At 38.0% G+C, this 26,358-nt stretch carries 24 protein-coding genes and 1 pseudogene; 10 read left to right on the top strand and 15 right to left on the bottom strand.

Annotated elements, in window-relative coordinates:
- Positions 1-4 precede the first annotated feature (4 nt).
- The gene (locus ACFFHK_RS08565) at positions 5-1,408 is read left to right on the top strand and encodes a multicopper oxidase domain-containing protein (protein ID WP_382371480.1); all 1,404 of its coding nucleotides are present in this window, start codon (positions 5-7) and stop codon (positions 1,406-1,408) included.
- On the opposite strand, the gene cueR is transcribed toward ACFFHK_RS08565, so the two are convergent.
- A complete protein-coding gene (cueR, locus tag ACFFHK_RS08560; protein WP_382371479.1) occupies positions 1,391-1,816 on the bottom strand; it encodes a Cu(I)-responsive transcriptional regulator in 426 nt (141 codons plus the stop codon). The genes ACFFHK_RS08565 and cueR overlap by 18 nt on opposite strands.
- Positions 1,817-1,906: 90 nt before the next feature.
- On the opposite strand from cueR, the gene ACFFHK_RS08555 reads away from it, so the two are divergent.
- The 5 genes from ACFFHK_RS08555 to vapC all read left to right on the top strand — a co-directional run bounded on the left by ACFFHK_RS08555 (position 1,907) and on the right by vapC (position 6,585).
- On the top strand, positions 1,907-2,293 hold the full coding sequence (locus ACFFHK_RS08555) for a cation transporter (RefSeq protein ID WP_382371477.1): 387 nt from the start codon (positions 1,907-1,909) through the stop codon (positions 2,291-2,293).
- Between the two features lie 71 nt (positions 2,294-2,364).
- Complete coding sequence (locus ACFFHK_RS08550) at positions 2,365-4,590, top strand: heavy metal translocating P-type ATPase (RefSeq protein WP_382371710.1); 2,226 nt, start codon at positions 2,365-2,367, stop codon at positions 4,588-4,590.
- A 158-nt stretch (positions 4,591-4,748) separates the two neighbouring features.
- The gene (gene znuA, locus ACFFHK_RS08545) at positions 4,749-5,744 is read left to right on the top strand and encodes a zinc ABC transporter substrate-binding protein ZnuA (protein ID WP_382371475.1); all 996 of its coding nucleotides are present in this window, start codon (positions 4,749-4,751) and stop codon (positions 5,742-5,744) included.
- Between the two features lie 191 nt (positions 5,745-5,935).
- Positions 5,936-6,175, top strand: coding sequence for a type II toxin-antitoxin system VapB family antitoxin (vapB, locus tag ACFFHK_RS08540; RefSeq protein WP_382371473.1), 240 nt, complete (start codon positions 5,936-5,938; stop codon positions 6,173-6,175).
- Positions 6,175-6,585 carry a type II toxin-antitoxin system tRNA(fMet)-specific endonuclease VapC gene (gene vapC / locus ACFFHK_RS08535; RefSeq protein WP_382371471.1) on the top strand — a complete coding sequence of 137 codons (411 nt, stop codon included), beginning with the start codon at positions 6,175-6,177 and terminating at the stop codon, positions 6,583-6,585. Before vapB ends, vapC begins: the two co-directional genes overlap by 1 nt.
- Positions 6,586-6,878: 293 nt before the next feature.
- Here vapC and ACFFHK_RS08530 read toward each other — a convergent pair whose 3' ends face one another.
- From ACFFHK_RS08530 to ltnD, 9 genes are all read right to left on the bottom strand, one after another.
- Entirely contained in the window at positions 6,879-8,678 is a 1,800-nt protein-coding gene (locus ACFFHK_RS08530) for an alpha/beta hydrolase (protein WP_382371469.1), read from the bottom strand.
- Entirely contained in the window at positions 8,671-9,357 is a 687-nt protein-coding gene (locus tag ACFFHK_RS08525; RefSeq protein WP_382371467.1) for a cyclase family protein, read from the bottom strand. Before ACFFHK_RS08525 ends, ACFFHK_RS08530 begins: the two co-directional genes overlap by 8 nt.
- A 2-nt stretch (positions 9,358-9,359) precedes the next feature.
- A complete protein-coding gene (locus tag ACFFHK_RS08520) occupies positions 9,360-10,724 on the bottom strand; it encodes an alpha/beta hydrolase-fold protein (RefSeq protein WP_382371465.1) in 1,365 nt (454 codons plus the stop codon).
- A 70-nt stretch (positions 10,725-10,794) separates the two neighbouring features.
- The gene (locus ACFFHK_RS08515) at positions 10,795-12,267 is read right to left on the bottom strand and encodes a GntT/GntP/DsdX family permease (protein ID WP_382371463.1); all 1,473 of its coding nucleotides are present in this window, start codon (positions 12,265-12,267) and stop codon (positions 10,795-10,797) included.
- 14 nt (positions 12,268-12,281) lie between these two features.
- Positions 12,282-13,229 carry a D-erythronate dehydrogenase gene (gene denD, locus ACFFHK_RS08510; protein ID WP_382371461.1) on the bottom strand — a complete coding sequence of 316 codons (948 nt, stop codon included), beginning with the start codon at positions 13,227-13,229 and terminating at the stop codon, positions 12,282-12,284.
- A 24-nt stretch (positions 13,230-13,253) separates the two neighbouring features.
- On the bottom strand, positions 13,254-14,033 hold the full coding sequence (gene otnI, locus ACFFHK_RS08505) for a 2-oxo-tetronate isomerase (RefSeq protein ID WP_382371459.1): 780 nt from the start codon (positions 14,031-14,033) through the stop codon (positions 13,254-13,256).
- Positions 14,034-14,035: 2 nt separating this feature from the next.
- Positions 14,036-14,668, bottom strand: coding sequence for a 3-oxo-tetronate 4-phosphate decarboxylase (gene otnC / locus ACFFHK_RS08500; RefSeq protein ID WP_382371457.1), 633 nt, complete (start codon positions 14,666-14,668; stop codon positions 14,036-14,038).
- Positions 14,665-15,903 (bottom strand): 3-oxo-tetronate kinase, encoded by a 1,239-nt coding sequence (gene otnK, locus ACFFHK_RS08495; RefSeq protein WP_382371455.1) that lies wholly within the window; start codon positions 15,901-15,903, stop codon positions 14,665-14,667. Before otnK ends, otnC begins: the two co-directional genes overlap by 4 nt.
- A gap of 1 nt (position 15,904) precedes the next feature.
- Complete coding sequence (gene ltnD / locus ACFFHK_RS08490; protein WP_382371453.1) at positions 15,905-16,804, bottom strand: L-threonate dehydrogenase; 900 nt, start codon at positions 16,802-16,804, stop codon at positions 15,905-15,907.
- 244 nt (positions 16,805-17,048) lie between these two features.
- Between ltnD and ACFFHK_RS08485 the strand changes: the two genes are divergently transcribed.
- Complete coding sequence (locus tag ACFFHK_RS08485; RefSeq protein ID WP_382371708.1) at positions 17,049-17,810, top strand: DeoR family transcriptional regulator; 762 nt, start codon at positions 17,049-17,051, stop codon at positions 17,808-17,810.
- Here the strand turns inward: ACFFHK_RS08485 and ACFFHK_RS08480 are convergent.
- The 4 genes from ACFFHK_RS08480 to hflK all read right to left on the bottom strand — a co-directional run bounded on the left by ACFFHK_RS08480 (position 17,807) and on the right by hflK (position 23,428).
- A complete protein-coding gene (locus tag ACFFHK_RS08480; RefSeq protein WP_382371452.1) occupies positions 17,807-19,747 on the bottom strand; it encodes a DNA topoisomerase III in 1,941 nt (646 codons plus the stop codon). The genes ACFFHK_RS08485 and ACFFHK_RS08480 overlap by 4 nt on opposite strands.
- Before the next feature lie 70 nt (positions 19,748-19,817).
- Positions 19,818-21,113 carry an adenylosuccinate synthase gene (gene purA / locus ACFFHK_RS08475; protein WP_382371450.1) on the bottom strand — a complete coding sequence of 432 codons (1,296 nt, stop codon included), beginning with the start codon at positions 21,111-21,113 and terminating at the stop codon, positions 19,818-19,820.
- Between the two features lie 180 nt (positions 21,114-21,293).
- Entirely contained in the window at positions 21,294-22,187 is an 894-nt protein-coding gene (gene hflC, locus ACFFHK_RS08470; protein ID WP_382371706.1) for a protease modulator HflC, read from the bottom strand.
- Positions 22,188-22,189: 2 nt separating this feature from the next.
- Complete coding sequence (gene hflK / locus ACFFHK_RS08465; protein WP_382371448.1) at positions 22,190-23,428, bottom strand: FtsH protease activity modulator HflK; 1,239 nt, start codon at positions 23,426-23,428, stop codon at positions 22,190-22,192.
- Positions 23,429-23,681: 253 nt separating this feature from the next.
- On the opposite strand from hflK, the gene ACFFHK_RS08460 reads away from it, so the two are divergent.
- Both ACFFHK_RS08460 and ACFFHK_RS08455 read left to right on the top strand, forming a co-directional pair.
- Positions 23,682-24,557, top strand: a complete 876-nt coding sequence (locus ACFFHK_RS08460; RefSeq protein WP_382371446.1) for a DMT family transporter — start codon at positions 23,682-23,684, stop codon at positions 24,555-24,557.
- 29 nt (positions 24,558-24,586) lie between these two features.
- A complete protein-coding gene (locus tag ACFFHK_RS08455; RefSeq protein WP_382371444.1) occupies positions 24,587-25,144 on the top strand; it encodes a YtfJ family protein in 558 nt (185 codons plus the stop codon).
- Positions 25,145-25,220: 76 nt separating this feature from the next.
- On the opposite strand, the gene ACFFHK_RS08450 is transcribed toward ACFFHK_RS08455, so the two are convergent.
- Positions 25,221-25,484 (bottom strand): GrxA family glutaredoxin, encoded by a 264-nt coding sequence (locus ACFFHK_RS08450; RefSeq protein ID WP_382371442.1) that lies wholly within the window; start codon positions 25,482-25,484, stop codon positions 25,221-25,223.
- A 153-nt stretch (positions 25,485-25,637) separates the two neighbouring features.
- Between ACFFHK_RS08450 and nfsA the strand changes: the two are divergent.
- A pseudogene (gene nfsA / locus ACFFHK_RS08445) lies at positions 25,638-26,358 on the top strand (oxygen-insensitive NADPH nitroreductase).

Genomic DNA, 26,358 nt, shown 5'->3' with positions numbered 1-26,358 from the left:
GATTATGGGAAACGTTTCTCGTCGCCAATTTCTACAAAGCTCTCTGGCTGTTGCTGTTAGCAACAGCTTATCTCGTTATGCAATGGCGGAAGATAAAGTTCCTCTATGGATTCCTCCACTGACAGCTGTTGGGCGTGGCTCGCCAATTCTCTTAAATGCGCTAAATATCCAAAAATCATTTAATGGCAAACAAAAAGTTGATGCTTGGGGCTTCAATGATTTTTATCTCGGTCCGACTATCAAGATGAAACAAAAGGATTTTCTGCGTTTAACGTATCGCAATAGCCTAAGTGAAACGATTGCAATCAATATTCAAGGCTTACAAGCGAATGGTGAAATTTCAGGGAGCATCAATCGAAATATTGCACCGCAAACCTCTTGGTCGCCGATTATTCCAATCAAACAAAGTGCTTCAACTTGTTGGTATCATAGCGATACCATTGGGCGCTCAGCTTATCAAAGCTATCGTGGCTTAGCTGGAATGTGGATCATTGAAGATGAAGAGAGTAAGCAAAGCTTTATCCCTAATAAATACGGTGAAAATGATATTCCCCTGATTTTGCAAGATCTCACGCTCAATTATGAAGGGCAACAACTTTTTAATCTTGATAAAAACCAATTTTTAGGAAAACAGCTATTTGTGAATGGGCAGCGTAATTGCTTTTTGAATGTCCCGAGAGGTTTTGTTCGTTTACGTTTACTCAATGCCTCCGTTTCTCGCCCCTATTATTTAGCTTTAGATAACCAACAGCTACTATTAAAAATTGCCTCTGGTTTAGGTTTTCTACCAAAGCCACAAGCAATAACAACATTACTTTTAGCGCCTGGTGAGCGAGTTGAAGTATTAGTCAATTTAACACAGGGACAAACCGTTAGATTATTGGCTGGCAAAGATCACGGTATTTTTGATCAACTACGCAGTATCTTAGGCTTATCTGACAATCTCGAAAATAATCTTGTTGTAGAATTACGTCCACAAGGCTTAGCTTCTGCATTTACACAACAGCAGCCAACTCTACCTGACGCTAATCTAGGATTACCGTTAACACCAGTTAAAGAACGCACTTTTGCCTTAAATACACAAGATGCAATGATTAATCAACGCCGTTTTGATCCTCGCCGAATTGATATTGTTGCTAAATTAGATACGGTCGAACGTTGGATTCTCTCGGCCGATCAGCCAACAGGTTTCCAGCTACAGGGTGCGAAATTTTTAATTGAACAACAAAATGGCAAACGTTCTCCTAAAGATGAACTGAGTTGGACAGATACTGTGTGGGTAATGGGTGAAACCCGAATTTTAGTGAAATTTGAGAATCAATCTTCCAACTCTTACCCATTTATTTTTGGAGCCTCCAATTTGTTGTTAGCTGACAAAGGCTGTATGGGATTACTTGTTGTGCAATGATGATTTATGATGGCAACAACTTTGTCCACTTAGAGAATTAATAATTGGACAATCCTTACTGTCATCTCCAGGGCATTGTTCAGCTAATGTCATTAATTTTTCACGCATTTGTTGTAAACGCATTATCTGTTGATCAATTTCATTAATTTTAGCTAAAGTTTGTGCTTTAACGTCTGCACTACGCCGATGAGGGTTGCGATACAAAGATAAGAGTTGTTCACATTCTGGCAAGGAAAAACCAATTTCTCTCGCTTCACGAATTAAATTTAATGCCTCAATATGTTGGATTCCATATTGACGATAACCATTGGCACTACGACTCGGTGGAGTAATTAACCCTTTTTCTTCATAAAAACGAATCGCTTTTGCGGTTAAACTCGTCAATTTTACGACTTCATGAATATACATTCTTTTTTCCTTGACTCTTACCTTACAGGAGGGTTTATTGTAACACCGTTTTTTATCAAGATTATCTGAAAAACTTATTTAAGGAGCGCAATGATGATATTACTTAAACTCGCTGATCTATCTTGCCAACACTGTGTGAAAAACGTAACAAAAGCACTTAGTGCGTTACCAAAGGTTGAACAGGTTAAAGTATCACTACACTATGCGAGAATTGTGGGTGATGTTACAGCAGAGCAAGCTATGCAAACGGTAGAACAAGCAGGTTATCAAGCAGAAATCGCTACAGCCCCAGCTCACACTCTTGAACTTTCTGGGCTAAATTGCCAACATTGTATAAAAAGTGTTCGTGCGACATTAGAAAATCTACCTGATGTCGTGTATACCGATGTTGATCTGACTTCGGCAAAGATTTACGGTGATGCCAGTATAGAACAAGCTATCCAAGCAATAGAACAAGCAGGTTTTGCAGCAAAGTAGCGGATCAACGTGTTGTCAAATCCGTTCAACCAACAACACAACCTGTTGAACAACAACACGTTGAATCTCCGATCGAACAAACAAATAGCATAATACCTACTCTATCAGACAATATCCCAGAACAACTTTTCCTGCTCAAAGGAATGTCGTGTGCAGCTTGTGTAGCAAAAGTAGAAAAAGCGATTCAGCAAGTTGCAGGCGTGAGTCGTGTGCGGGTAAATCTGGCAGATAACACGGCTACTGTACTTGGCGGAAAAGCAGATCAAATTTGTCTTGCTGTTACCAATGCAGGTTATCAAGCTGAATTGGTCGAAGATGAAATAAGTCGTACTGCTCGCATTGATCAACAGTATCAACAAGAGATCCAACACAAAATCAAGCAAACTATTGTCGCCCTAGGTTCTGGTTTTGCATTAATGTTTGCGATGTGGTTTGATTGGTTGCCAAGTTATGCTGAATTGGGGTCAACACAACTGCTTACTTACCAACTGATTTATTTACTATTGAGTGGATTGGTGATTGCAGCTCTTTATTATTCAGGAAAACATTTTTTCATTCGAGCTTGGACTAATCTTCGTTATAAAACCACCTCAATGGATACGTTAATTGCTTTAGGGACATTGACGAGTTTATTGTTATCGTTATTGATTATCTTATTTCCACACGCGTTTAACCAACATCATCTCTATCTAGATTCTGGCTTAATGGTCGTTGGCTTTGTCAATATTGGCAAAATTTTAGAAAGTCGAGGTAAAAAATCCGCGACTAAAGCACTGTCTGCCCTTATGGATTTATTGCCTACTCAAACAACTATTATTGAAACTGGAATCAGTAAAACCATTGCCACCAAACGAGTCAAAATAGGCATGATAGTGCAGTTACAAACTGGCGATAAAGTGCCTGTTGATGGTACGGTACAAACTGGTGAGTTATGGATTAATGAAGCTATGCTTACTGGGGAATCGCTACCAGTCAAAAAAAGCATCGGTGATCAAGTAACCGCTGGCACCTTAGTGAATAACGGTGGTGGACACATTATTGCTACGCAAACAGGTCGCAATACAACACTTGCACAGATGATACACACTATCGATCAAGCACAAACGTCCAAACCAAAACTCGCTACATTAGTCGATAAAGTAGCGGCTATTTTTATTCCTGCTGTACTGATTATTGCTTTATTCACTTTCATTGGTTGGTTGATTGTTGGGGCTGCATTAAGTAAAGCAATGCTAGCGGCGATTTCAGTACTAGTCATCTCTTGTCCTTGTGCCTTAGGTTTAGCAATTCCAATGTCAATTATTGTTGGTACAGGACAGGCAGCAAAACTTGGTGTGTTAGTTAAAGAAGCCAATGGTTTACAACAGTTAACTCAAGTAAAACGAATCTTTTTTGATAAAACAGGTACCCTTACCACAGGAAAAACAACGGTAACTGCAGTTTGGCAACAAGATCCACATAGCTTCGCTGTTGCAGCCAGTATTGAACAACAAATGGTTCACCCTCTTGCTGATGCGATTATTCAATTTTCTCAACAGCAACAGTTACAAACTTTCTCGATTGAACGTAGCGAAATAATTGCTGGTAAAGGTCTGATTGCTACGCTGAATGGCGAAACTTGGCTACTAGGGAGTCAAGTGTTTATGCAAGAACAACAGATTGATCTTGCTCCTGCACAAATTTTTATACAAACACATCTACAACAAGCTGCTAGCTTAGTTTTTCTTGCACAAGGGAAACAATTAATGAATGTTTTTGCGATTAGCGATCAAATTAAATCCGATGCCCTTAATAGCATAAATCAGTTAAAAGAGGTGGGGATTGAGTGTGTCATGTTGACTGGTGATAATCCCAAAACTGCTAACGCATTTGCGCAACAGCTTGGTATCACTCAAGTTATCGCTCAAGCTACTCCCCAAACGAAAGCAGAGACAATTAAACAAAGCTCGCAACAAGTGATTACTGCCATGGTGGGCGATGGCGTAAATGATGCTCAGGCATTTGTGATGGCAGATGTATCCATTGCAATGGGCAGTGGGGCAAAAGTTTCCATGGAAACCGCTGATCTTACCCTGATTAATGCCAATCTCACTACATTAGTAAACGCAATTAACATAGCAAAGACTATTTTCCGTAATATTAAGCTTAGTCTATTTTTTGCTTTTATCTATAACTTAATCTTAATCCCTGTAGCTGCTTTAGGTTTACTCAATCCAATGTGGGCTGCCCTTGCTATGGCTTGTAGTTCAGTAACTGTTGTACTAAATGCCAACCGTTTAAGATATTTCCGTAATTAAACTATTCACGCTCTTGCAAATACCCATACAAGAGCGTGAAACTTCTCTAAATAAGAATAACTCTCAATTATTTGCTTTTATTTAGCGAATAATGCTTGCTTTTTATGCAAAATAGGCATAGCTTATTTTCCTTTAATTACTTTTTGTGAGGAATTTGTATGTCTAAATCATTGAAAAATATTAATAAAATTACTTTAGCCTTATCTATATATACGCTTACCACCTTTGCAAATGCCGATATTCTAACCTCTGTTCGCCCTTTAGGTTTTATTGCCTCTTCTATTGCAGAGGGTGTAACAAATACCCAAATTTTAGTACCCGCTGGTGCCTCTCCTCACGATTACAGTCTTAAACCCTCTGATGTAAAACGTGTACGTGATGCAGAATTCGTACTATGGGTAGGCGAAGATATTGACGCATTTTTAGCAAAATCGATTGAGAAACGTGATCCAAAAACCGTATTAACAATTAGTAAAATTGATGGATTGGCATCATTGCTAGGTAAAACCTCAGCTCACGACCACGACCACGACCACGACCACGACCACGACCACGACCACGACCATCAACATTCTGATCATCAACATGATGAACACAACCATGAGCATGCTGCCCATGATCACAATCATGTTAACGAATTAGAACAAGATTGGCATATCTGGTTTTCACCCACTATTAGTCAACGTGTTGCAGAACAGTTAGCCGAAAAATTAACCCAATCATTCCCACAACAAAAAGATAAAATTGCTGCAAATCTAACCGAGTTTAAACAACAATTAGCAGATAAAAATAAACAAATTAATCAACAACTTGTTTCATTTAAAGACAAAGGTTTCTATGTCTTCCATGATGCCTATCGTTACTTTGAAAATGCTTACGGTCTAAAACAAACAGGTTATTTCACAATTAACCCATTAATCGCACCAGGTGCAAAAAAATTAGCTGAAATCAAAGAGGAGATTAATGAACATAAAGTGCAATGCTTATTTGCAGAACCACAATTTACGCCTAAAGTGATTGAAACCTTACAACACAGTACAAAGGTGAATGTTGGTCAACTTGATCCAATGGGCGAGAAAATTAAATTAGGTAAGGGATCTTATACCGCTTTCTTACAACAAATTGCTGATGATTTTGCGAGTTGTTTGAAGTAACCTCAAAAGAAAGCAATATTTAACGCTAAAATATTCTCCTTCTTAACCTGACAGCTTCTATTCCGAGTAGGATCTGTCAGATTTATTTAGACCTATCTATCAATTTCGATATAGTTTATAAAAAAATCACTTTGCAGAAATCCATATAGAACATAGCATATACAAAATATATATACAAAAAGGAGATAGCTATGAGCATAGTAACTGCAACAGTTTTTATGAATAATAAAAGCCAAGCTATTAGAATCCCTAAAATGGCTGAATTACCACAAACAACTAAAAATGTGAATATTATCATTCAAGGTAATACGCGTATTATCACACCTCTCAATCATGTTTGGGACAGTTGGTTTAATGATTCAAATGCGGTGTCAGAGGACTTTATGCTAGATAGAGAACAACCTCAAATGCAAGAAAGGGAGTCATTATAATGCTAAAGTATATGCTAGATACAAATATCGTTATTTTTACGATAAAAAATAAACCAGCACATCTATTACCCCTATTTAATGAAAATCAATCTATGCTTTGTATTAGTTCAATTACACTAATGGAGCTAATCTACGGCGCAGAAAAAAGTGCAAAAGTAGCACAAAACCTATCCATTATTGAGTCTTTTTGTTCAAGATTAACTGTTCTCGATTATGACGAAAGTGCAGCCTATCATAGTGGTCAAATAAGAGCAGAACTCACAAAAATTGGACAGCCTATTGGTCCGTACGAAGTGATGATTGCAGGTCATGCAAGAAGTTTAGGCTTAACCGTTGTAACAAATAATATTAAAGAGTTTACTAAAGTAGATGGCATAAGAATAGTAGATTGGTGTAACGCGGAACAATAGTACAGTTCAAAAATAATTAAAATAACAGCATATAGCCATATACTCCAAAATGAGATCTAATAAAAATCTATTTCATATACACAATGTGATCTACTTTTCTTTTTAATGAGCCATAAATGACCATACTTATCACATTTACTATCAAAGCACTGTTTGAACCCATTCTTTTAGATAAGTTTAACTATCTATTTGTTTTAGATAATCTCGCTTAAAGCCTTTTGCCTAAAACTTTAAGCGAGTTTTTATTAACTTTTTAATGATCTAATTCATAGTCATAGTTTTTTATTAAACGGTTATGCTAAAAACCGTCCAATGACTTGTCCGCCAACCAAAATCCAAGTCATGAGGCTTGCGCAGAAAAAGCTGCCCAAGTGGATATAGCCTGTTTTTAAATAACACCAGTTGTAGATAAAAATTAGGGTGATAAATTGCGGGATAATCACTGCAAGCATCATCATCCAACGTCCGCCAAATTGGGGAAGACCGATGACATCAAAGCCAGGCCCGATTTGCATAAAGTTTGGAACAAAATGCAAAAGCCAAAGCACGATTAAGCCGCCTACGGCAACAAGTGTGAGTTTTGCTGTCCAAAGGAGCAAGGTTTTGGGAAAACCGCTTGCTAATTTTTGTTTCATCTGCACGCTTAAAATCAGCCCATTGTAAATGTAGAAAAAGGCGAGAATAGGCAGGAAATACACGAAAAATAAATTAAAGCGCTCTGGCGTGAGAGGTTTGAAAAATGGCCAGAGAAAACGAATTTCCACGCCAAAATACCAATGCACAAAAACAGCAATGAAATAGCACCACCCCAAAGCAATCAGGGAGAGCGTGAAAAAACGCCTCACAAGCGCTTTTGTAGAGATATTCTCTTGCATACTGCTAAGACCAAATTCTGTCAAAGAAAGCGCTTTTTGCCCCTTTTTCCACCAGATAAAAAAGATGAGATTTAAAAGTGCACTCACGACCAGATAAGTGATAATGCCATTGCCCATCTCAAGTGGCATAAACGGCAAGATTGCTGCAATCGGCTCATTTGCACCGCCCCATTGGGTAAGCAGCGGGTAGAGTAGCAAAGTGAGCAGAATATTGATGATGGCAAAAACACGCCATTTTGCAGGAGAAAGTGCTGTTTTATCAGACACTTTTTTACACACCACAGCAAAATAAGCGCTTTTTAATAAGCCATTGATGAAAAAAAGCGCAGAGCTAAGCATAAAAATCAGCGAGGCAAGCCCCATAAATTCTTTATGCCAGTAGCTATGATCATTGACATCAAGCGCTGAGATTTCATCTTTATTTTGCAAAATTTGCGAAAACCACGCAATCGCCTCACGATTACTCTCACTTGCTATCATCACGCCCAAATGCGTACCCGCCACCAAAGCGCTTTTTCTTGCTGTGCCAGCTTGGGTATCACCATACTGCTTGCCCCATTCGAGCGTTTGCGTATCCTTAAGCCCAAAAGCGCTTAATCTTGCAGGGTGGGTGATGAGGTTTTTCACAGGAAAAGTGCGCTCACGATAACCGCCAATCTCTTCATATAGCCCTTGCGTGAGCAGATAATTATGCACATCAAAATCCGCCCCATTGCCACTCAAGCCATTCACCGCTTTATGATCAGGGTTTAGCTTTGCCACACGCACGGCATTGAGCGCACCTGTGGAATGCCCAAAAATGCCTAAGCGCTTTTCATCCACAAAAGGCAAGGATTTTAAATACTGATAACCATTGTTTGCACCGCTCATATTCTGATTGCATGCAGGCAATTTGGTAGAATAGCCGTGCCCGAAATGATCAATTGCCAGCACCACAAAGCCACGCTTGGCAAGCTCAAGCGCACCAAAAGTGCTCACCGCTTCTTTATCGCTCTGATAACCATGCAAAGCGAGCAAACCAGGGGCTGGGTGCTCTTTTGTTGCACTAATTGGGCGATAGATTTTTGCCACCATCGGCTGCATTTCTTCGGTCATAAACTGTACAGTATTGACCTCAACATTGCCAAAATCTCGTTCAATTTGCGCAGAAAAATAACTCGCAATCAGGGTTAAAAATGCAAAAAAGATGGCGAGTAGATAAGATTTTTGCTTATACATTTCTTTCTCCTAACTCAGCTAAGATAGTTACCTGCCCACTATCAATTTCTTTCACTAACAAAGGCATAGCAAAGACCTTTTTCAGTTGAGAAGCATTAATATGTGAAAGTTTCATATCTTCAATAATACAAATAAAATTCTGACTAAACATGCCAAGTAAAATTTGATGTGCTTTTACCCCATGCTCTGCATTAGACGGTGAAGCTAATGAAATAAAATCAAAACCTATCGCTTTCAAATTTGGTGCAATATCAATTAAATATTGCGAGGCCTCAATGCTAACAGCACACCCTGCTTCCGCATACTGTGTTGGATTAGCAAAGCGCACCTGTTCTTGCCCCGTGCGAATTAAAAGTAAATCTGCTTGCTGAATCTCTTCAATATATGGTTCAAGATCTTGCTTGGTAATTAGGCTGGCTTTTCCTTTGGGAATATCAAGCAAAAGTGGTTTTTCATAGATAAATTGTGATAAAGGAAGCTCTGTGATACTTACTCCATTAGGATTAAAATGGCGAGGTGCATCAAAGTGTGTACCAAAATGATTAAAAAGGTGAATTTTTGCACTATTGTATACATCACCTTTGGTAATTTGTGTACAATATTCAATCTGTAAAGTAGGTTCTCCAGGAAAACCTGGATCTTGAACATCAAGCGGATAAGAAAGTAACGTATATTTCATGATTAATTCCTTTTTTGTTGAGCTAACAGCCATCTCATGATAGCTGGACTATTGAATACTGCGTCCCATGTATTATGCGGGTTATTATTAACAATCCCATTATCTCCAGCTTTTTGGTAACTAAACTCTGTATATCGAATATCTTTCCCACGTAATTGATCATGAAGGAGAGTATAGTTCTTTCTTGTACCTGCAACTGGGGAAACCTTATCTTCTTTACTATGGAAAAACCAAATTGGTATATCCTTAATAGGTGCTAAAAGATCTGTGGTTGCTTTACCATCTATCCACTCAACAGTGCCAGCTTCCCGCCCGCTCATTAATAATGCTCCCGCAAAAAATGTTGGTCTATCTAATAACAATGACATGGCACCTTCAGCACCTCTAGACAAACCAATTAGATAAACTCGATTCGTATCAATTTGAGGATTCTCTAAAATTGTTTTATCGATCATTTTTAATACTAATTGTCGTCTATTATTCGTTTGCCAATGAATTCCACCTTGTTGTCCTTTGGTAACGTCATCAAAAGGATCAAAAACCGTTTGATATTGTGGGGCTACAATAAAACTAGGAGAATAATCTAAAACACTTATTGCTCCCCGACTAGATAAGAGATGAGCGATATTATCTGAACCTACCTGACCGGAACCATGTAAGAAAATAACTAACGGATATTTCCTATTCTTTTCTAAATCAGGTATATACACTCGATAATTAAGGTAATTTTCCTTTGTATTCAAACTTACTTGTTTAGACTGAAACCGATCAATAATTGGATTCACGACATTTTCTGAGCTAGCACTAACAGTAATATGCCTTTCGCCCACTGTTTTACTATTCGTTAATTTAAGTAATCCTTTTTGCTTAATCACATACTGTAATCTGTTACCATAAAATTTAGGAACTTTATTACTTTGTACAACTTGCTTTGTAATAGGTGTACCTTGAGCGTCTATTGCTCTAAAATTCATTGGTTCTGTATTCGCTTGTTCTAATTCATAAGAATCAGCAAATTTATCTTCTTTATCTAAGACAAGAAATACCGTATCACCGATAGCAACATCATTTTGTTGCGTAATACCTTGTTGTGTATAAGCATCAACAATATGGCGATGACCTAGAACTTTATTATCTAATTGCACTTCAACTTGATATAAACCTGCTAATTCTTTACCTGATAAAATATCCGCTTCATATTGTAGAGCGATGCCAGATATTTTTTGTCCTTTTTCAGTTACTTGAGTAATCAGTTTTACCGCTTTAAATGAGCCATTTTTAATTTCATCTGGAATAGTTGTATTTGCTTGGATAAACAATGGCATAACTAAAAAAGGCAGAAAAAGAAGAGACGTGAATTTCATCATGATCATTTCCTTAAATTGTATATGCTCTATGTATGTTCTATACATAGAGCATTTGGATTAAAATCGACTACTACAATTTTTTATTTTGTAATCTCACATACAAAATAATTGCGGCAAGTACTACTAATGGGAAGAGTAAATCAAATACCGAACCATCTGATCCAAATATAAGGTTGGCAATAATCACACAACAACCACCTATTGCCCATGCAATCGTGGTAGGAATAGACCAGACAATCATTTGTTTCTTCACTTCACTAATGCCCATCATTCGATTCACGACCCAGAATAAACTATCATTGAAATAACCAAAGAACAGTGAACCCATGGTCGCAGCTTGTGCTGCAAGTAACATATTGACATTTGGCAATGACATTAGAATAGGGGCGGATATTGATGCCGCAGTAACCATGGCAACTGTTCCAGATCCTTGTATGAAACGAACTAACGTTGATACAATAAATGGAATTAAGATTGGGGAAATCGGTAGAGCAGCTACTTGTTCTGCGAGCTGTTTTCCTGCTCCACTATCACGCAACACCGCACCTAATGCACCACCAGCACCCGTAACAAGTAAGATAATACCCGCAGTTTTTACTCCCTCCTCAAGATGAAGCGAGGTAGTATGTTTATCTACATTAGGCAATAAAGAATATACCGCAACTAACACACTTATTGCTAATGCAACAATAGGACTTCCCACAAAGGCAATGATTTGGTATAAAGAGCTGTTTGCCATTTCAGGGAAAACTTTTTGTTTTATCAATAAGTCAACAATAGCTTTAATGAAAATCAGTACTATAGGTAAAATAATTGGTAACATTGAAAGAGTGAGGCTTGGTAGGTCTTTTTTCTCTTTCTCTGCAATATAATTATCATACTTATGTTTTAATTCTTCTTCGCTAAAGACTTGTTGATTGAATTCAGGATATTTTTTATCTAACCATTTCGCATAAAGAATCATCCCTATCACCGCTGGAATGGCAAACAACATTCCTAATAGCAACATTGCGCCTACATCTACCCCAAATAACCCTGCAACGCCTAATGGTCCCGGTGTTGGTGGAACTGTATGGTGAGTAACCACTAAACCACCTGCTAGTGCGACACCTAAGGTCAGAAGAGAGCGTTTTCCATTTTTAGCTAATGCTTTTGCCACTGGATATAAAATAACAAAGGCTGAGTCGACAAAAATAGGAATACTAACAACATAACCTGTAATAGCTAATGCCCATTCCTCTCTCTTTTTTCCTAAAAACTTGATGAAACTATATGCCATTTTTTCTGCAGCACCCGATACTTCTAGGATACTTCCCATCATGACACCTAAGCCAATGACAAGTCCAATGCTACCTAAAGTACCACCAAAGCCTTTAGAAATGACTGATAACGTATCAGAGGCATTTAAGCCCCCCACTAATCCAGCGATTGCTGATGCAATCAACATAGCAATAAATGCGTGCACTCTCGTACGCAATACTAAGTACAACAATACTGCTACAGCAATAATTAATCCTACTATAGGAATCGGCAAACCAAACATAATGATTTCTCCTGTTATAGATCTTTATTTATAAATTGATGAATAACATCAGCAAAATGATTATCAACACAGAAACCCAACGATAATGCTCTAACAATATCAATTTTTGCAGGCCAACTTGCGACAATATCATTAATTTTTGAGTCAACTTGGTAAGTTACTTTTTTAAGAATATCCTCCCCTTTAATATGAGCTAATTCTTGGAGCATTGCCTCAACAGTGATAGTAAATCCTGGAAGATTAATCACATGCCAATCACGAGCGTCTAATGGCGGTAAAGATAACGCATGAATGAAATTCGCTATTACCGTATCTGGACTAGATAACCATAGCGCTAAAGATTTATCGACTGGACAATTAGCAACTTCACCTGTTAATGGTTCACGGATAATTCCGCTCACAAATGATGATGCTGCTTTATTGGGTTTCCCAGGACGAATACAAATTGTCGGTAAACGTAAAACTATTCCATCTACAAAACCTTTTCTTGCATAATCATTGATTAATAGTTCACACATCGCCTTTTGCGATCCATAAGTAGATTGAGGCATTACGGCGGTTTTATCCTCAATGAGTGCAGGTAAATCTCCACCATAAACGGCCAATGAACTGGAGAAAATAAAGCGAATTTTTGGGTTTACAACCCGACATCTTTCTAGCAAATTACGTGTTGATAGGAAATTAATTTGGTAACCAAGATCAGGATCTTCTTCTGCATGACTACTCACTATTGCCGCTAAATGAAATATGGCATCAACATCTTTAGTTATCACTTCTTTGATCGATTCTTCTGAACGCAAATCCATTTTAATACTACGAACACGTTTATCCTGATTAGGAATAATAGGCTCATTAATATCAACTAAAATAAGTTCATCAACCATTACCTTTTCTTGCTGCAATAATGTTTTTGCTAATCTTTGCCCCAAAAATCCTTGTCCACCTGTAATAACGATTTTCATATTTGATCTCCCCAATGAATGCAATTATTTGCTATATTGCGCAAACCATACCAACCCATCTTCGGTTTTACCTCGTGGGTTATATTCACAACCTACCCAACCGTCATAACCGACTTCATCAAGTTTGTTGAAAATATGGGTATAGTTGATCTCACCTTCATCTGGTTCGTGTCGATCTGGTACAGAAGCAATCTGTACATGTGCAAATTTACCCTTTAAACGATCGGTTAAACGAGATAAGTTGCCATCTACATTTTGTGCGTGGAAATAGTCTAGTTGTACAAACACATTATCCCGATTGATTAACTCAACCAATTCTAAGGTTTGATATTGGCTAGAGATTAAATAATTCGGTTTCACTTGTGGGCTTAATGCTTCTAATAACACCTTAATACCATAAGGTTTAAATTTATCAGCGGCATAACGCACATTATCAATAAAGGTTTGTTTATATTTCGCATATTCTGTTGGATCTGGCACAACGCCTGCCATCACATGGACATTAGGGCAACCTAATGCAATGGCATATTCCAGCGCTAAATCAATATCACGATGACTATCTGCTTCTCGCCCAGGAATGGCGGATACCCCCCATTCACCAGCTGACACATTGCCAGGTGCGGTGTTAAATAACACTTGTTTTAAACCATATTGATTGAGTTTTGCTTTTAAAACTTCGGCTGGATATTCATATGGGAATAAGTATTCCACATATTTAAACCCTGCTTTGGCTGCTGCCTCAAAGCGCTCTAAAAATGGTACTTCAGTAAACATCATCGATAAATTCGCTGCAAATTTTGGCATGATTATTTCCCCCTATTCTTTAACTCTTCTACTTCTGCATCAGTGAGATAACGAATATTTTGTCCTTGCAAAATAAAGAGTAATTTTGCGGTTTCTTCCAACTCTTCGGTATTATCCACTGCATCTTGTAAGTCATTTCCACATACCACGACACCGTGATTTGCTAATAAAAATGCTTTTCCTTGATCTGCTTTTGCTGCAAGATCCCGCCCAATCTCAGCAGCACCTGGTCGATAATAAGGAATCACTGGTAATTGCCCTACTCGCATCACGTAATAAGGTGTAAACGCCTTCATTGCATTACTGTAATCAAGGTCTGCTTTACAAGATAACGCGGTTAAATAGGTTGAATGTAAATGGACAATGGCATTGCATTCTGGTTTCTTTTCATAAAGTGCTAAATGGAAAAAATACTCTTTTGATGGTTTTTTCCCACTTAATACATTGCCCTCACCATCAATTATCGATAATTCATCTTCTTTTAAACGACCAAGTGAAGAACCTGTTGGAGTAACTAAAAAACGATTTTCAGCTAAACGTACTGAAATATTCCCTGCACCACCAACACTGAACCCTCGCTCAAATAGCGAGCGAGAGAGTTCAACTAATAAGGTTTTAATTTCTTGTTCACTCATTGCATCATCTCCTGAGCCTGACTGAAAAAGGCCTCATGTCCAAAATTGCCTGATTTCAATGCAAGATAAACAGGAGCATCTAATGTGGCTAACCAAGGCACACCTGGTGCAATTTGTTTACCGATACGGAAACCTTTAAAACCAAGTTGTTGCACTACAATACTTGAAGTTTCTCCGCCTGCTGTAATGAAATTGGTTACGCCATAATCACGCAATCTACCAGCCAGTTGTGCAAAGGTGTGCTCAATCGCTTGACTCGCTACCTCTGCCCCAAACTTTTGTTGAATCTGTTTTAGTTGTTCTGGTGGTACAGTGGCATAAACTAACGGCGCATATGGATCCGCTAAATGTTTCACTACCCACGAGAACAGTTCTTCCACGAAATCATCTCTAGTCAACGCCTGTTCAACATCTAACCATTTTGTCGCCGCTTTTTGTTGATAATCAGCAACTTGCTTATTGGTCATCACAGAACAAGAACCAGATAAAATGACGGTTTTCCCTTTTGGCGGCACAAATGCTTGATGTGTTTTGCCTTGTGCTTGGTGTTTTGCCATATAAGCAGCTAAACCAGAACCACCTGTTACTAACTTCATCTCGCTAATCGCTTGTGCTAAAACATCAAGTTGCGCATTATCGACCGCATCTACCACTGCATAGCGATAACCTTGTTGTTTTAATTGTGCAAAGCACTGTTTAACATTCTCCGCGCCTTTGATTACCTCGGCATACGGTACTAACCCCGTTTTTCCTTTTGCTTGGCAATCCATCAAACGGAGCAAATTCGCATCTTTCATTGGTGTAATTGGGTGATTTTGCATACCAGATTCATTCAATAACACTTGTCCAACAAAAAGATAACCATTAAAAATTGTTCGCCCATTTACTGGTAGTGCTGGTGTAATAATGGTGAAATCTTCACCTAATGCGTCTAATAACGCATCAGTAACAGGTCCAATATTGCCTTTTTCAGTACTATCAAAGGTTGAGCAATATTTGAAATAGAATTGTGTTGCCCCATTCTTTTGTAGCCAATGCAACGCTGCTAATGATTGTTGGATAGCCTCTGCAACTGGATTTGAACGAGATTTCAGGCTGATCACAATCGCATCTACTTCTTCTGCTAACGCACTATGTGGTACCCCATTCATTTGTACTGTTCGCAAGCCGTTTTCAACTAAAAAGCTGGCAATATCGCTCGCACCTGTAAAATCATCTGCGATTACACCTAACATCTTACTTCTCCTGTTTTTGTGGTAATTCAATACCGCTGAAAATTTTAATTACCGCACTATCGTCTTCTTTCCCATAACCTGCATTACTCGCTTCGGTGAACATACTGTACGCCGTGCTAGCTAAATGAAGTGGGAATTTCAATGATTTCGCAGTGTCATTCACCAAACCTAAATCTTTCACAAAAATATCCACCATAGATAACGGGGTATAATCACCATCAACAACATGCTTCATTCTGTTTTCAAACATCCATGAATTACCTGCTGCATGTGTTACGACGTCATACATTAAATTCAATGGAATACCTGCTTTTGCTGCTAACGCCATCGCTTCGGCACCTGCTGCGATATGCACACCAGCCAATAATTGGTGAATAATTTTAACGGTAGCCCCTAAGCCAATTTCTGTACCAATGTTATAAACTTTGCTCGCCACAGCGTCTAAAACAGGTTGTAATTTTGCAAAAGCCTCTTCTGAGCCCGATGCCATCACTGTCATTTCACCAACAGCCGCTTTTGCAGCTCCACCTGATACTGGCGCATCTAACATAATTAAATTTAACTCTGTTAATTTTTGTGAAATTTCTTTTGCATCTTGTGCAGAAATCGTTGAGGAAACCATCACAACTGTGCCTGGTTTTAACTGACTTGCTAACCCATTTTCAGCAAACAAGACTTGATTAACTTGCTTTGCATTCACCACTAATAACACAACCGCATCTAAATTATCGGCAAATTCTGCCGCATTTTTTGCTACTCCTTTTGCACCAGCAGCTTTCAATTTAGCTAAAAGTTTTTCATCTAAATCAACGCCATAAGTATCTAATCCTGCATTTACACAAGATAAAGCTGCCCCCATTCCCATTGCACCTAAGCCAACAACGGCTACTGAATATGTCATTTTAATTTCTCCTTTGAGTAGTTTATTTTGTATGGACCACATATTACGCTATTCACTAAATCAATTCTTCGATCCAGATCACACTTTATAACAAAACTTAACATTATTTTGTAATTTTTTGTGAAAAAAGTAGAGGGAGGATTATGGATTCATTGTGATAATAAACAGATAATGATACAAAATTCATATTGAATTTATAAAAATATCAAGGATATAATTAACAAAAAACAGCCAGGATAGAATGATGATTCCCGCAGAACGACAAAAACATATTTTAACAATCCTTAACGAACAAAATATTGTTAGTATTAATACCTTAATGGAATTGTTAAATGTTTCACATATGACAATCCGCCGAGACATTCAAGCGTTAGAAAAAAAAGGCGTAGTGGTTTCTGTTTCAGGCGGAGTACAGTTACAACAACGTTTATCTGTTGAACCCACTCACACCGCAAAATCTTTATTATTTCAAGCAGAAAAAGTAAAGATTGGTCGTTATGCAGCCGAAAATATTCCTGAACACGCAACAATTTATCTTGATGCAGGCACAACCACATTAGAAATTGCTCGCCATATTGCTGAGCGTGAAGATTTGTTAATTATTACCAATGATTTTGCAGTAGCTGATTTTTTAATTAGCCATGGCAAAGGCGAATTAATTCATACAGGTGGCAAAATTAATAAACTCAATCGTTCCGCAGTAGGTGAATTAGCGGCACAATTTTTGCGTAACATCTCGATTGATTTAGCTTTTGTGTCGACTTCTTCTTGGAGTTTAAATGGGTTAACAACACCAGATGAAAGCAAATTAGCAGTCAAACGAGCAATTTTAGCTTCAAGTCGTCATAAAACCTTAGTTACTGATTCTTCAAAATATGGCAAATTAGCTACCTTTTGGATTTGTGAATTAACTGCATTTGATCGTTTAATTACTGACGCTCAGTTGCCTGATAATATTCAAAAAACTATTCGGAATATGGATATTGAATTAGTTTTAGCAGGTTAAGCTGTTTGATTACTTTTCCGTTTCTTCTTTGTTGGTATGTTTGCTTGATTTGTACTTAAAGTACGCAACGAACTCAATTTCTGTAAATCAATATAACGCACTAATTGCGGCAGTTGATTAGTTAATTGCTGCATAAATGTCTGATAATTTAACTGTTTACGATAAATTTGATCAAGCTGCGATTCCCAATGAGCCGTCATATCAGGCTGTGTTGCAATATCAGGTAACGCCTGAATTAACACTCGTCCAATCTCAGTACTACGAATATAACGTCCTTTTTTAGTAAGAAAACCACGCTTAAATAGTAACTCAATAATACCTGCACGCGTGGCTTCTGTGCCTAAACCATCGGTTTCACGCAAAATTTTCTTTAATTCCTTATCTTGTACAAAACGAGCAATACCAGTCATAGCAGAAAGTAAAGTGGCATCGGTAAAATAGCTTGGCGGTTGTGTTTTTTTGCTTATGACTTCCGCGTCAAGACAATAGAGTTGATCACCTTTTTGTACTGTTGGTAATGCCGCTGCTGTTTTCTGTTGATCATTTTCATCTTGTCCTAATAGACGTTTCCAACCTGCATTGGCTAATCCTCGCGTTTGCGCGACAAATCCCCCTCCCGCAATCGTCAAACCAATCTTAGTTTTATGGTATTCCGCATCTGGATAAAACTGGATTAAATATTGGCGAGCAATTAACTGATAAATTTTCTGTTCTTGTGCATTCAGCCGTAACGGCTGTTTTTGCGTTGGAATAATGGCGTGGTGAGCATCAACATTTTTATCATTCCAGCAACGTCCTTTTTGCTCTGAATTAAAGCCCTCGGCAACATGTTGATATTCTGTACAATTTGCGCTAATCGCAGCAAAAATTGCCGCTCTCTCCGTAAAATGCTCCTCTGGTAAATAACGACAATCTGAACGTGGGTAAGTGATTGCTTTATGCGTTTCATATAAGCGTTGGCAAGTATCTAATACCTCTTGAGCAGACATTCCATAACGTTTAGCAGCATCAATTTGTAATGCTGAAAGGGAATAAGGTAAAGGAGCTGTTTCTTTTTCAGTTTTGCTTTGATATTCCGTAACGATGGCGGGTTGTTGCTGTATACGTTTCACCACATGTTCAGCCAATGACTTGACTAACACTCTCCCATCTTCATCTTGATAAGGCTCGCAAGCTTCGCTCGGCTTCCATTGCGCTTTGAACGGATACCCTGTTGGCGGTGGAGATTGTTCAACACTTGTTGCTGACGCATAAATGGTTGCCTGCACTTCATAAAAATCTTTCGGCACAAAATGCTCAATTTCTAAATCACGCCGCACAATCAACCCTAATACTGGCGTTTGAACTCGCCCAACAGATAATACCCCTTTATAGCCAACTTGCTGCCCTCGTATTGTGTAAGCTCTGGTCATATTAATGCCATACAACCAGTCTGCTCGTGAACGTGCCAACGCTGAAATGGTCAGTGAACGAAAGGCTTTATTTGGCTGTAATTTCTCAATCGCTTTACGTACGGCAGCTGGATTGAGATCATTGACTAAACAACGTTGAATATTTTCTATGGTTGCCGCTGGCAACTGTAAATAGGCAAAGACCTCATCAATTAATAACTGTCCCTCACGATCTGGGTCGCCAGTATGTACAATGGTATCGGCTCGTTTCACTAAATCCGCAATAACTGATAACTGCTTCGCGGTGGCTTTTTTAGGTAAAAATTGCCATTTTTCGGGAATAATAGGTAAGTGTTCTAAACGCCATTGCTTAAATGCAGGGTTATAAGCATCAGGTTCTGCTAGCTCAAGTAAATGCCCCACACACCAAGTTACATAATCCGCTTCACCACAGCGAATAAAGCCATCACCTCGTTGATGAGGCTTTGGTAAAACATCAGCAACCGCTCGAGCTAAACTCGGTTTTTCCGCAATAAACAGACGCATAAGCAAACTTATCAGACAAAAAGATGGCTATTCCATAATGAAATAGCCATCTATTCAATGAATGTAATAATTAAGCAAATGGATCTTGTAAGATCATGGTTTGTACTCGATCTGGACCCGTTGAAAGAATTGCTACAGGTACGCCAGTAACTTCTTCAATACGTTTAATATATTGACGTGCATTTTCTGGTAACTGCGCAAGATCCGTTACGCCAAATGTATTTTCTGACCACCCTGGTAAGGTTTCATAGATTGGCTCAACACCTTCCCATTTCTCTGCAGCTAATGGTGCATATTCAATAATTTCACCATTTGGCATTTTATACGCCACACAGATCTTAATTTCTTTCAAACCATCTAATACATCAAGTTTCGTCATACAGAAACCTGAAATAGAATTCAGCTGGATTGCACGACGCACCGCTACCGCATCAAACCAACCACAACGACGTGGACGCCCTGTTACTGCACCAAACTCATTACCTTTACGTGCAATTTCTGCCCCTACTTCATCAAATAATTCTGTGGTAAATGGACCACCACCTACACGAGTACAATAGGCTTTAATAATACCAAGCACATAATCAAGATTACGCGGACCAAAACCAGAACCTGTCGCCACGCCCCCCGCAGTCGTATTTGAACTGGTAACATATGGATAGGTTCCGTGGTCAATATCCAACATCGTACCTTGTGCCCCTTCAAAGAGAATATTATCGCCACGCTCTCTTGCTTGGTGAAGAATGGTGGTTACATCAGCGACCATAGCTTTAATCACATCGGCAACCGCAGTAATATCTGCTAAGGTTTTGTCGTAATCGACTGGTTCAACTTTATAATAATGGACTAATTGGAAATTATAATAATCTAAAATCGTTTTTAATTTCTCTGCAAACGCTGGCATATTAAATAAATCACCAACACGTAAGCCTCGACGTGAAACTTTATCTTCATAGGCTGGACCAATACCTCGACCAGTCGTACCAATCGCTTTTTTACCTAATGCCGCTTCACGCGCATGATCCATTGCAACATGGTACGGTAAAATTAATGGGCAAGCTTCGGAAATCAGTAAACGGCTACGCACTTCTACACCACGAGCCTCTAATTCCCCCATCTCTTGCATTAAAGCAGACGGTGATAACACGACCCCATTACCAATCATACAGGTAACGTTATCACGCAAAATACCTGATGGAATAAGGCGTAATACTGTTTTTTCGCCATTGATAATTAAAGTATGTCCTGCATTATGTCCGCCTTGATAACGAACAACATACTTCACACGATCAGTTAATAAATCAACAATTTTACCCTTTCCTTCATCGCCCCATTGAGCGCCAAGGACAGCTATACTTTTTCCCATAATGTTACCTTTAGATGATTAAATTTCGTTTCTAGAGTGATGGTCATTCCAGCAAAATACTTTACTACCGCCAATTAAAAAGTACAAACTTAATCTTTGAAATTGAGTGGTATTTAGCCCAATATAAACTTTTTATCCATAAGTTATACATAAGAAAAGCCTCTTATTGAGGCTTTTCAGTTATTTTTGTCCTTCTGGACGTTGCATAAATTTAAAAAATTCACTGTCTGGTTTAACAATCATCAAATTATCAGATTGTGCAAAACTTTTCTCATAGGCTTTCAGGCTACGAATAAAGTTATAAAACTCTGGTGCTTGTCCAAAAGCATCAGCATAAATTTTAGCCGCGACCGCATCACCTTCCCCGCGTAATTCTTGCGCTTTTTTATTGGCATTTGCCAAAATGACCGTTACTTTACGATCTACATCAGCTTGAATAAATGCCGCTTTTTCACGCCCTTGTGAACGATGTTCACGAGCTACCGCATCACGTTCTGCTCGCATACGTTGATAAATTGAAGATGACACTTCTTCTGGTAAATTAATTTGTTTAATACGTACATCAATTACTTCAATACCCAGTTCAGAAGTACTATCTGCACCAGTATTCAAGGCTTTACGCGCATCTAACATTAATTCACCTCGAGTTCCAGATACAATATCTTTAATTGTTCTTGCCCCAATTTCAGAACGTAAACGGTCATTAACTTTACGTCTTAATAAGCTATCTGCACGTAAATAATCACCACCACCTGTTGAAGTAAAGAATTTACCAAAATCTGCAATGCGCCATTTCACATAAGAATCGACTAATAAATCTTTCTTCTCTACAGTAACGAAACGGTCAGCTTGCCCATCTAAGGTTTGAATACGTGCATTTAACACTTTAATACCATCAATAAATGGAATTTTAAAATGTAACCCTGGGCTATAAACGACAACTTTATTATCTGCATCACGTTGCACCTTACCGAAGCGCAACATAATACCTCTTGTTCCCTCAGGGATCACAATAATACTACTATATAAAATGATGGCGATTACAAAAATAACTGGCATTAAAAACTTACGCATCATTAAAATCTCCCTTGACGATCAGCATCAATAGTTAGTTCTTTCGATTGAGTATTCGCTGGCACTTTTGGCATCTCTACCACAGTTTTCGGCGCTACTGCACTCTCATGAGAACGATTTGAATATTCCGATGCACTGTTTTTATTTTGTTTCAATAATTGCTCCAATGGCAAGACTGTCAAGTTATTACCATTATTATCTAATAAGACTTTTGGCGTTGCTGACATTACTTTTTCCATTGCTTCTAGATAAAGACGTTCTTTTAATAATTGTGGATTCGCTTTAAATTCAGGAATTAATTTCGTAAAACGTTCAGCTTCCCCTTTTGCGTCTAACACAATTTGCTCTTTATAGGCTGTTGCTTGTTCAATAATACGTTGTGCATTACCCCGTGCGATTGGTTCACGTTCTCTTGCATATGCTTCTGCTTCACGAATTAAACGTTGCTCATCTTCTTGCGCTTTAATCGCATCATCAAACGCATCTTTGACAGCTTCTGGTGGACGAGCCGATTGGAAATTCACATCTAAGATTTCTAACCCCATATTGTAAGGTTTAATAATTTCATTTAAGGATTTCCACGTACGTTCCCGCACCACAGAACGCCCTGTGGTTAAAATATCGTCCATACTCATATGACCAATCACATAGCGCAATGCACTATCTGTTGCTTGGTTTAAACTATCTTGTGGATCAACAACATGGAATAAATAACTCGCAGGATCTTGAATACGATACTGTACTGTCATTTCTACCGTTACCATATTTTCATCTTGTGTTAGCATTGAACCTTGCGTTTTTAACTCGCTAATACGTTCAACATTAACAGGCAACACATTGTCGATAAAGGTTGGCTTCCAGTTCAATCCAGGCTGGACAATTTTTTCTAATTTCCCAAAACGTAATACAACTCCACGTTCAGCTTCTTTGATGGTATAAAAGCCACTAGCAATCCAAACAATAATTGCAGCAATCACGGCAAAAATTGCTAATTTCCCTATTCCTTTAGTGGTAAGTGTCGTGTTAGAAGAGCGATTTTGCTGGTTATTACCTTGCCCTCCACCTTGATTCATTTTGTTAAAAAACTTGGCAAGCTCTTCTAATAAATCTGGCGGGTTATCATTATTTTGATTTCGATTTGGTTGTTGATTCTGTCCAGATGAATTGCTTTTATTTCCCTCTTTCCCCTCTGAACTATTAGGCTTTGACCAAGGATCCTGTCCTGAATCATTCCACGACATATTGTTCTCCGTTTTAATAAGATAATAGTAAAATTAAGTTTATAACCACGTTAATTTTTATACTTTTGAACACTTCAGCCTAAAAAAGCTAAATTTGCTCGAAAAATACAATTTTTAGCGAGCCCTCAGTCTAAACAAATTTACCTGATAAGTCTAATAAATTTCCTCTCATACAGCGATAAGAAATAGAGTTGCGACACCTTAATTTTCAGCTTTATAATGCTACTCCTGTTTTATCTACAAAACGTCATCAATGTTGCTTCTTTTTATTGCTATTGCTATTTGGGGTAGCTCTTTACCAATAGGTAAATTAGCGTATCACACATTTGAACCTGTTATTTTAGTGCAGTTCCGCTTTTGTATTGCGGCATTGATTATTTTGCCAACCTTTATTCGTGTTTTTCAGAAAATACCCCCACATCTGTATAAAGACCTTGCTCTTCTCTCACTGCTCAATTATCCCTTAGTTTTTTTATTACAATTCATAGGGTTAAAATATACTTCAGCGTCCAGCGCAGTAACAATGCTAGGGCTACAACCTTTAATTATGGTTTTCGTTGGTCATCTCTTTTTTAAAGAGAAAGCGAGTAAATTTGAATACCTGCTTGGTTTATTCGCTTTTATTGGTATTGCGTTAGTCGTCAGTGATGATGATCCAAATAGTCAAATTGATGCGTGGGGCTGCTTTTTAATTCTATCTTCTACGATTACTTTTGCCTTTACTACCCGCTGGGCGAAACAAGTGATGAGAGAGGTTCCTCCGAAAAGTTATACTGCCGTTACCATTATGCTTGGTATGATTTTTTGTATTCCATTTACTTTATTACTGAATCAACAATGGCATTTTACGCCATCTGTGGTAGATACTATGGCACTACTCTATTTAGGCATTGTCTGTAGTTGGTTAGCACCAAAATTATGGAATAATGGTTTGCCTTTTGTATCTGCTAATATTTCTGGGGTTATTTCTGCTCTTGAGCCCATTTTCGGTATTTTATTCGCCATTTTATTTCTACACGAACGACTTACTTGGAAAATTGGGCTCGGCATTACCCTCGTATTAGGCGTTACATTAATTTTTATTCTTTACTCTTTGAAAAAACCGCCGCACAATACCGCGACAAATTAACAGACAAAATTTTTATACAAGGATTAACAATGAAATTATTACCAAAAATCTTATTAATTGGTTTAGCACTTCCCTTTTCTGCTCTAGCACATAATTTAGTTATTGGGCAACCTCCATTAGTAGTAACAAATGTACAAAGTGGCGAAGTGCTTTTACAAGGTGATAACGTACAATATCAACCTTGGAATAGTAATACCTTATTAGGAAAAGTACGCGTGTTACAACATATCGCTGGGCGCGTCTCGGTAAAATCAATAAATGATCCATTAATGAATCAAATTAAAGTCGCAAATTTCCCACATAATCAGTATCAAACAACAACGATTGTCAATGTTGCCGATGCCACATTAGGAATGAGTAGTATGGCAAAAAGTAAAACGGAAAAAGGCAAGAAAGCGTTCCCTTACACTTCAGTCATTGTTGATGATAATGGTAAAGTAAAATCAGCATGGCAATTACAACCCGAAAATTCACTGATTGTCGTTTTAGATAAACAAGGCAAAGTACAATTTGCCAAAGAAGGGAAACTCAGCGAAGCTGAAAACAAACAGGTTATTGATTTAGTGAAACACCTATTGCAACAATAGCAAGAAAAAACGGAAAGGCGACTAACCTTTCCGTTCTTATTATGTTCTACTTAAAAACTATTTTTAACTAGGGTAATTAGGCAACTACACCAAATTTTTCTTTCATTAACGCTTCAAAATCTGTGCAACCACCGATTGGTTTTTCATCAATGAAAATTTGTGGCACAGTTTCCACTGGTTTGCCAACGGATTTTGAAAGATCAGCTTTGCTAATCCCTTCAGCAATAATATCAATATAACGATAATCAAAATCTTCCACGGTTGTTTTTAATTTTTCAGCTAATGCTTTTGCTCTTGCACAATATGGGCAACCTGGACGACCAAAAATAACAGTATACATAATTGACTCCTTTGTTAACTAATGATTGAAAACGTGAGTATTCTACCTTAATCATTCATCGCAGGGGAAAACTATTTTAAGCATTATAACGATTGGTATAATATATCGATTCGCAAAATTTATGTTCACAAAAAAATTTTAGAGAGGTTTAATATGTCACAACAAGCAGTCAATATTCTCCATTCTCATCGTTCTATTCGGAAATTTTTAGATAAAGTTATTGATGAGGAGATTCGACAACAATTACTCCAATCCGCACGCATGGCATCCTCATCTAACCATTTGCAATGTGTTTCTATTATTCGTGTTACTGATCCCGCAATGCGTCAACAAATTATGGAGTATTGCTCAAACCAAGAATATGTCTATTCTGCACCAGAATTTTGGGTATTCTGTGTTGATTTTGCTAAACATGCCGAAATTTGTCCTACTGCACAACTAGATTGGGCTGAAATCTTGTTAATCGGTGCAGTCGATACAGGTATCATGGCCCAAAATGTATTAGCAACTGCGGAATTACTTGGTTTAGGTGGAGTTTATATCGGTTCATTACGTAATCAAATGGAAAAAGTAGGTGAACTTCTCCAATTACCAAAACATACATTACCTATCGTCGGAATGTGTTTAGGCTACCCAAATCAAGATCCACCGATTAAACCACGGTTTACCGCAAGATCTGATGTTCTTTGAAAATCATTACCAACCATTAGATAAAGCCAAACTCGCAGAATTTGATCAAGTTACTGCTGATTATTATCTTGCTCGCAGTAATATTGATAATAACTGGTCAAAAAATGTGATTAAATCATTAGATAAACCTGTACGTCCTGCGGTACTCGCTTATCTGCAAAAACAAGGATTTGTAAAAAAATAA

The sequence above is a fragment of the Gallibacterium trehalosifermentans genome (assembly GCF_042433055.1).
Lineage (GTDB): Bacteria > Pseudomonadota > Gammaproteobacteria > Enterobacterales > Pasteurellaceae > Gallibacterium > Gallibacterium trehalosifermentans.
The sequence above is the reverse complement of the archived record's forward strand: the minus strand, read 5'-3'. Positions and strand labels throughout refer to the sequence as shown.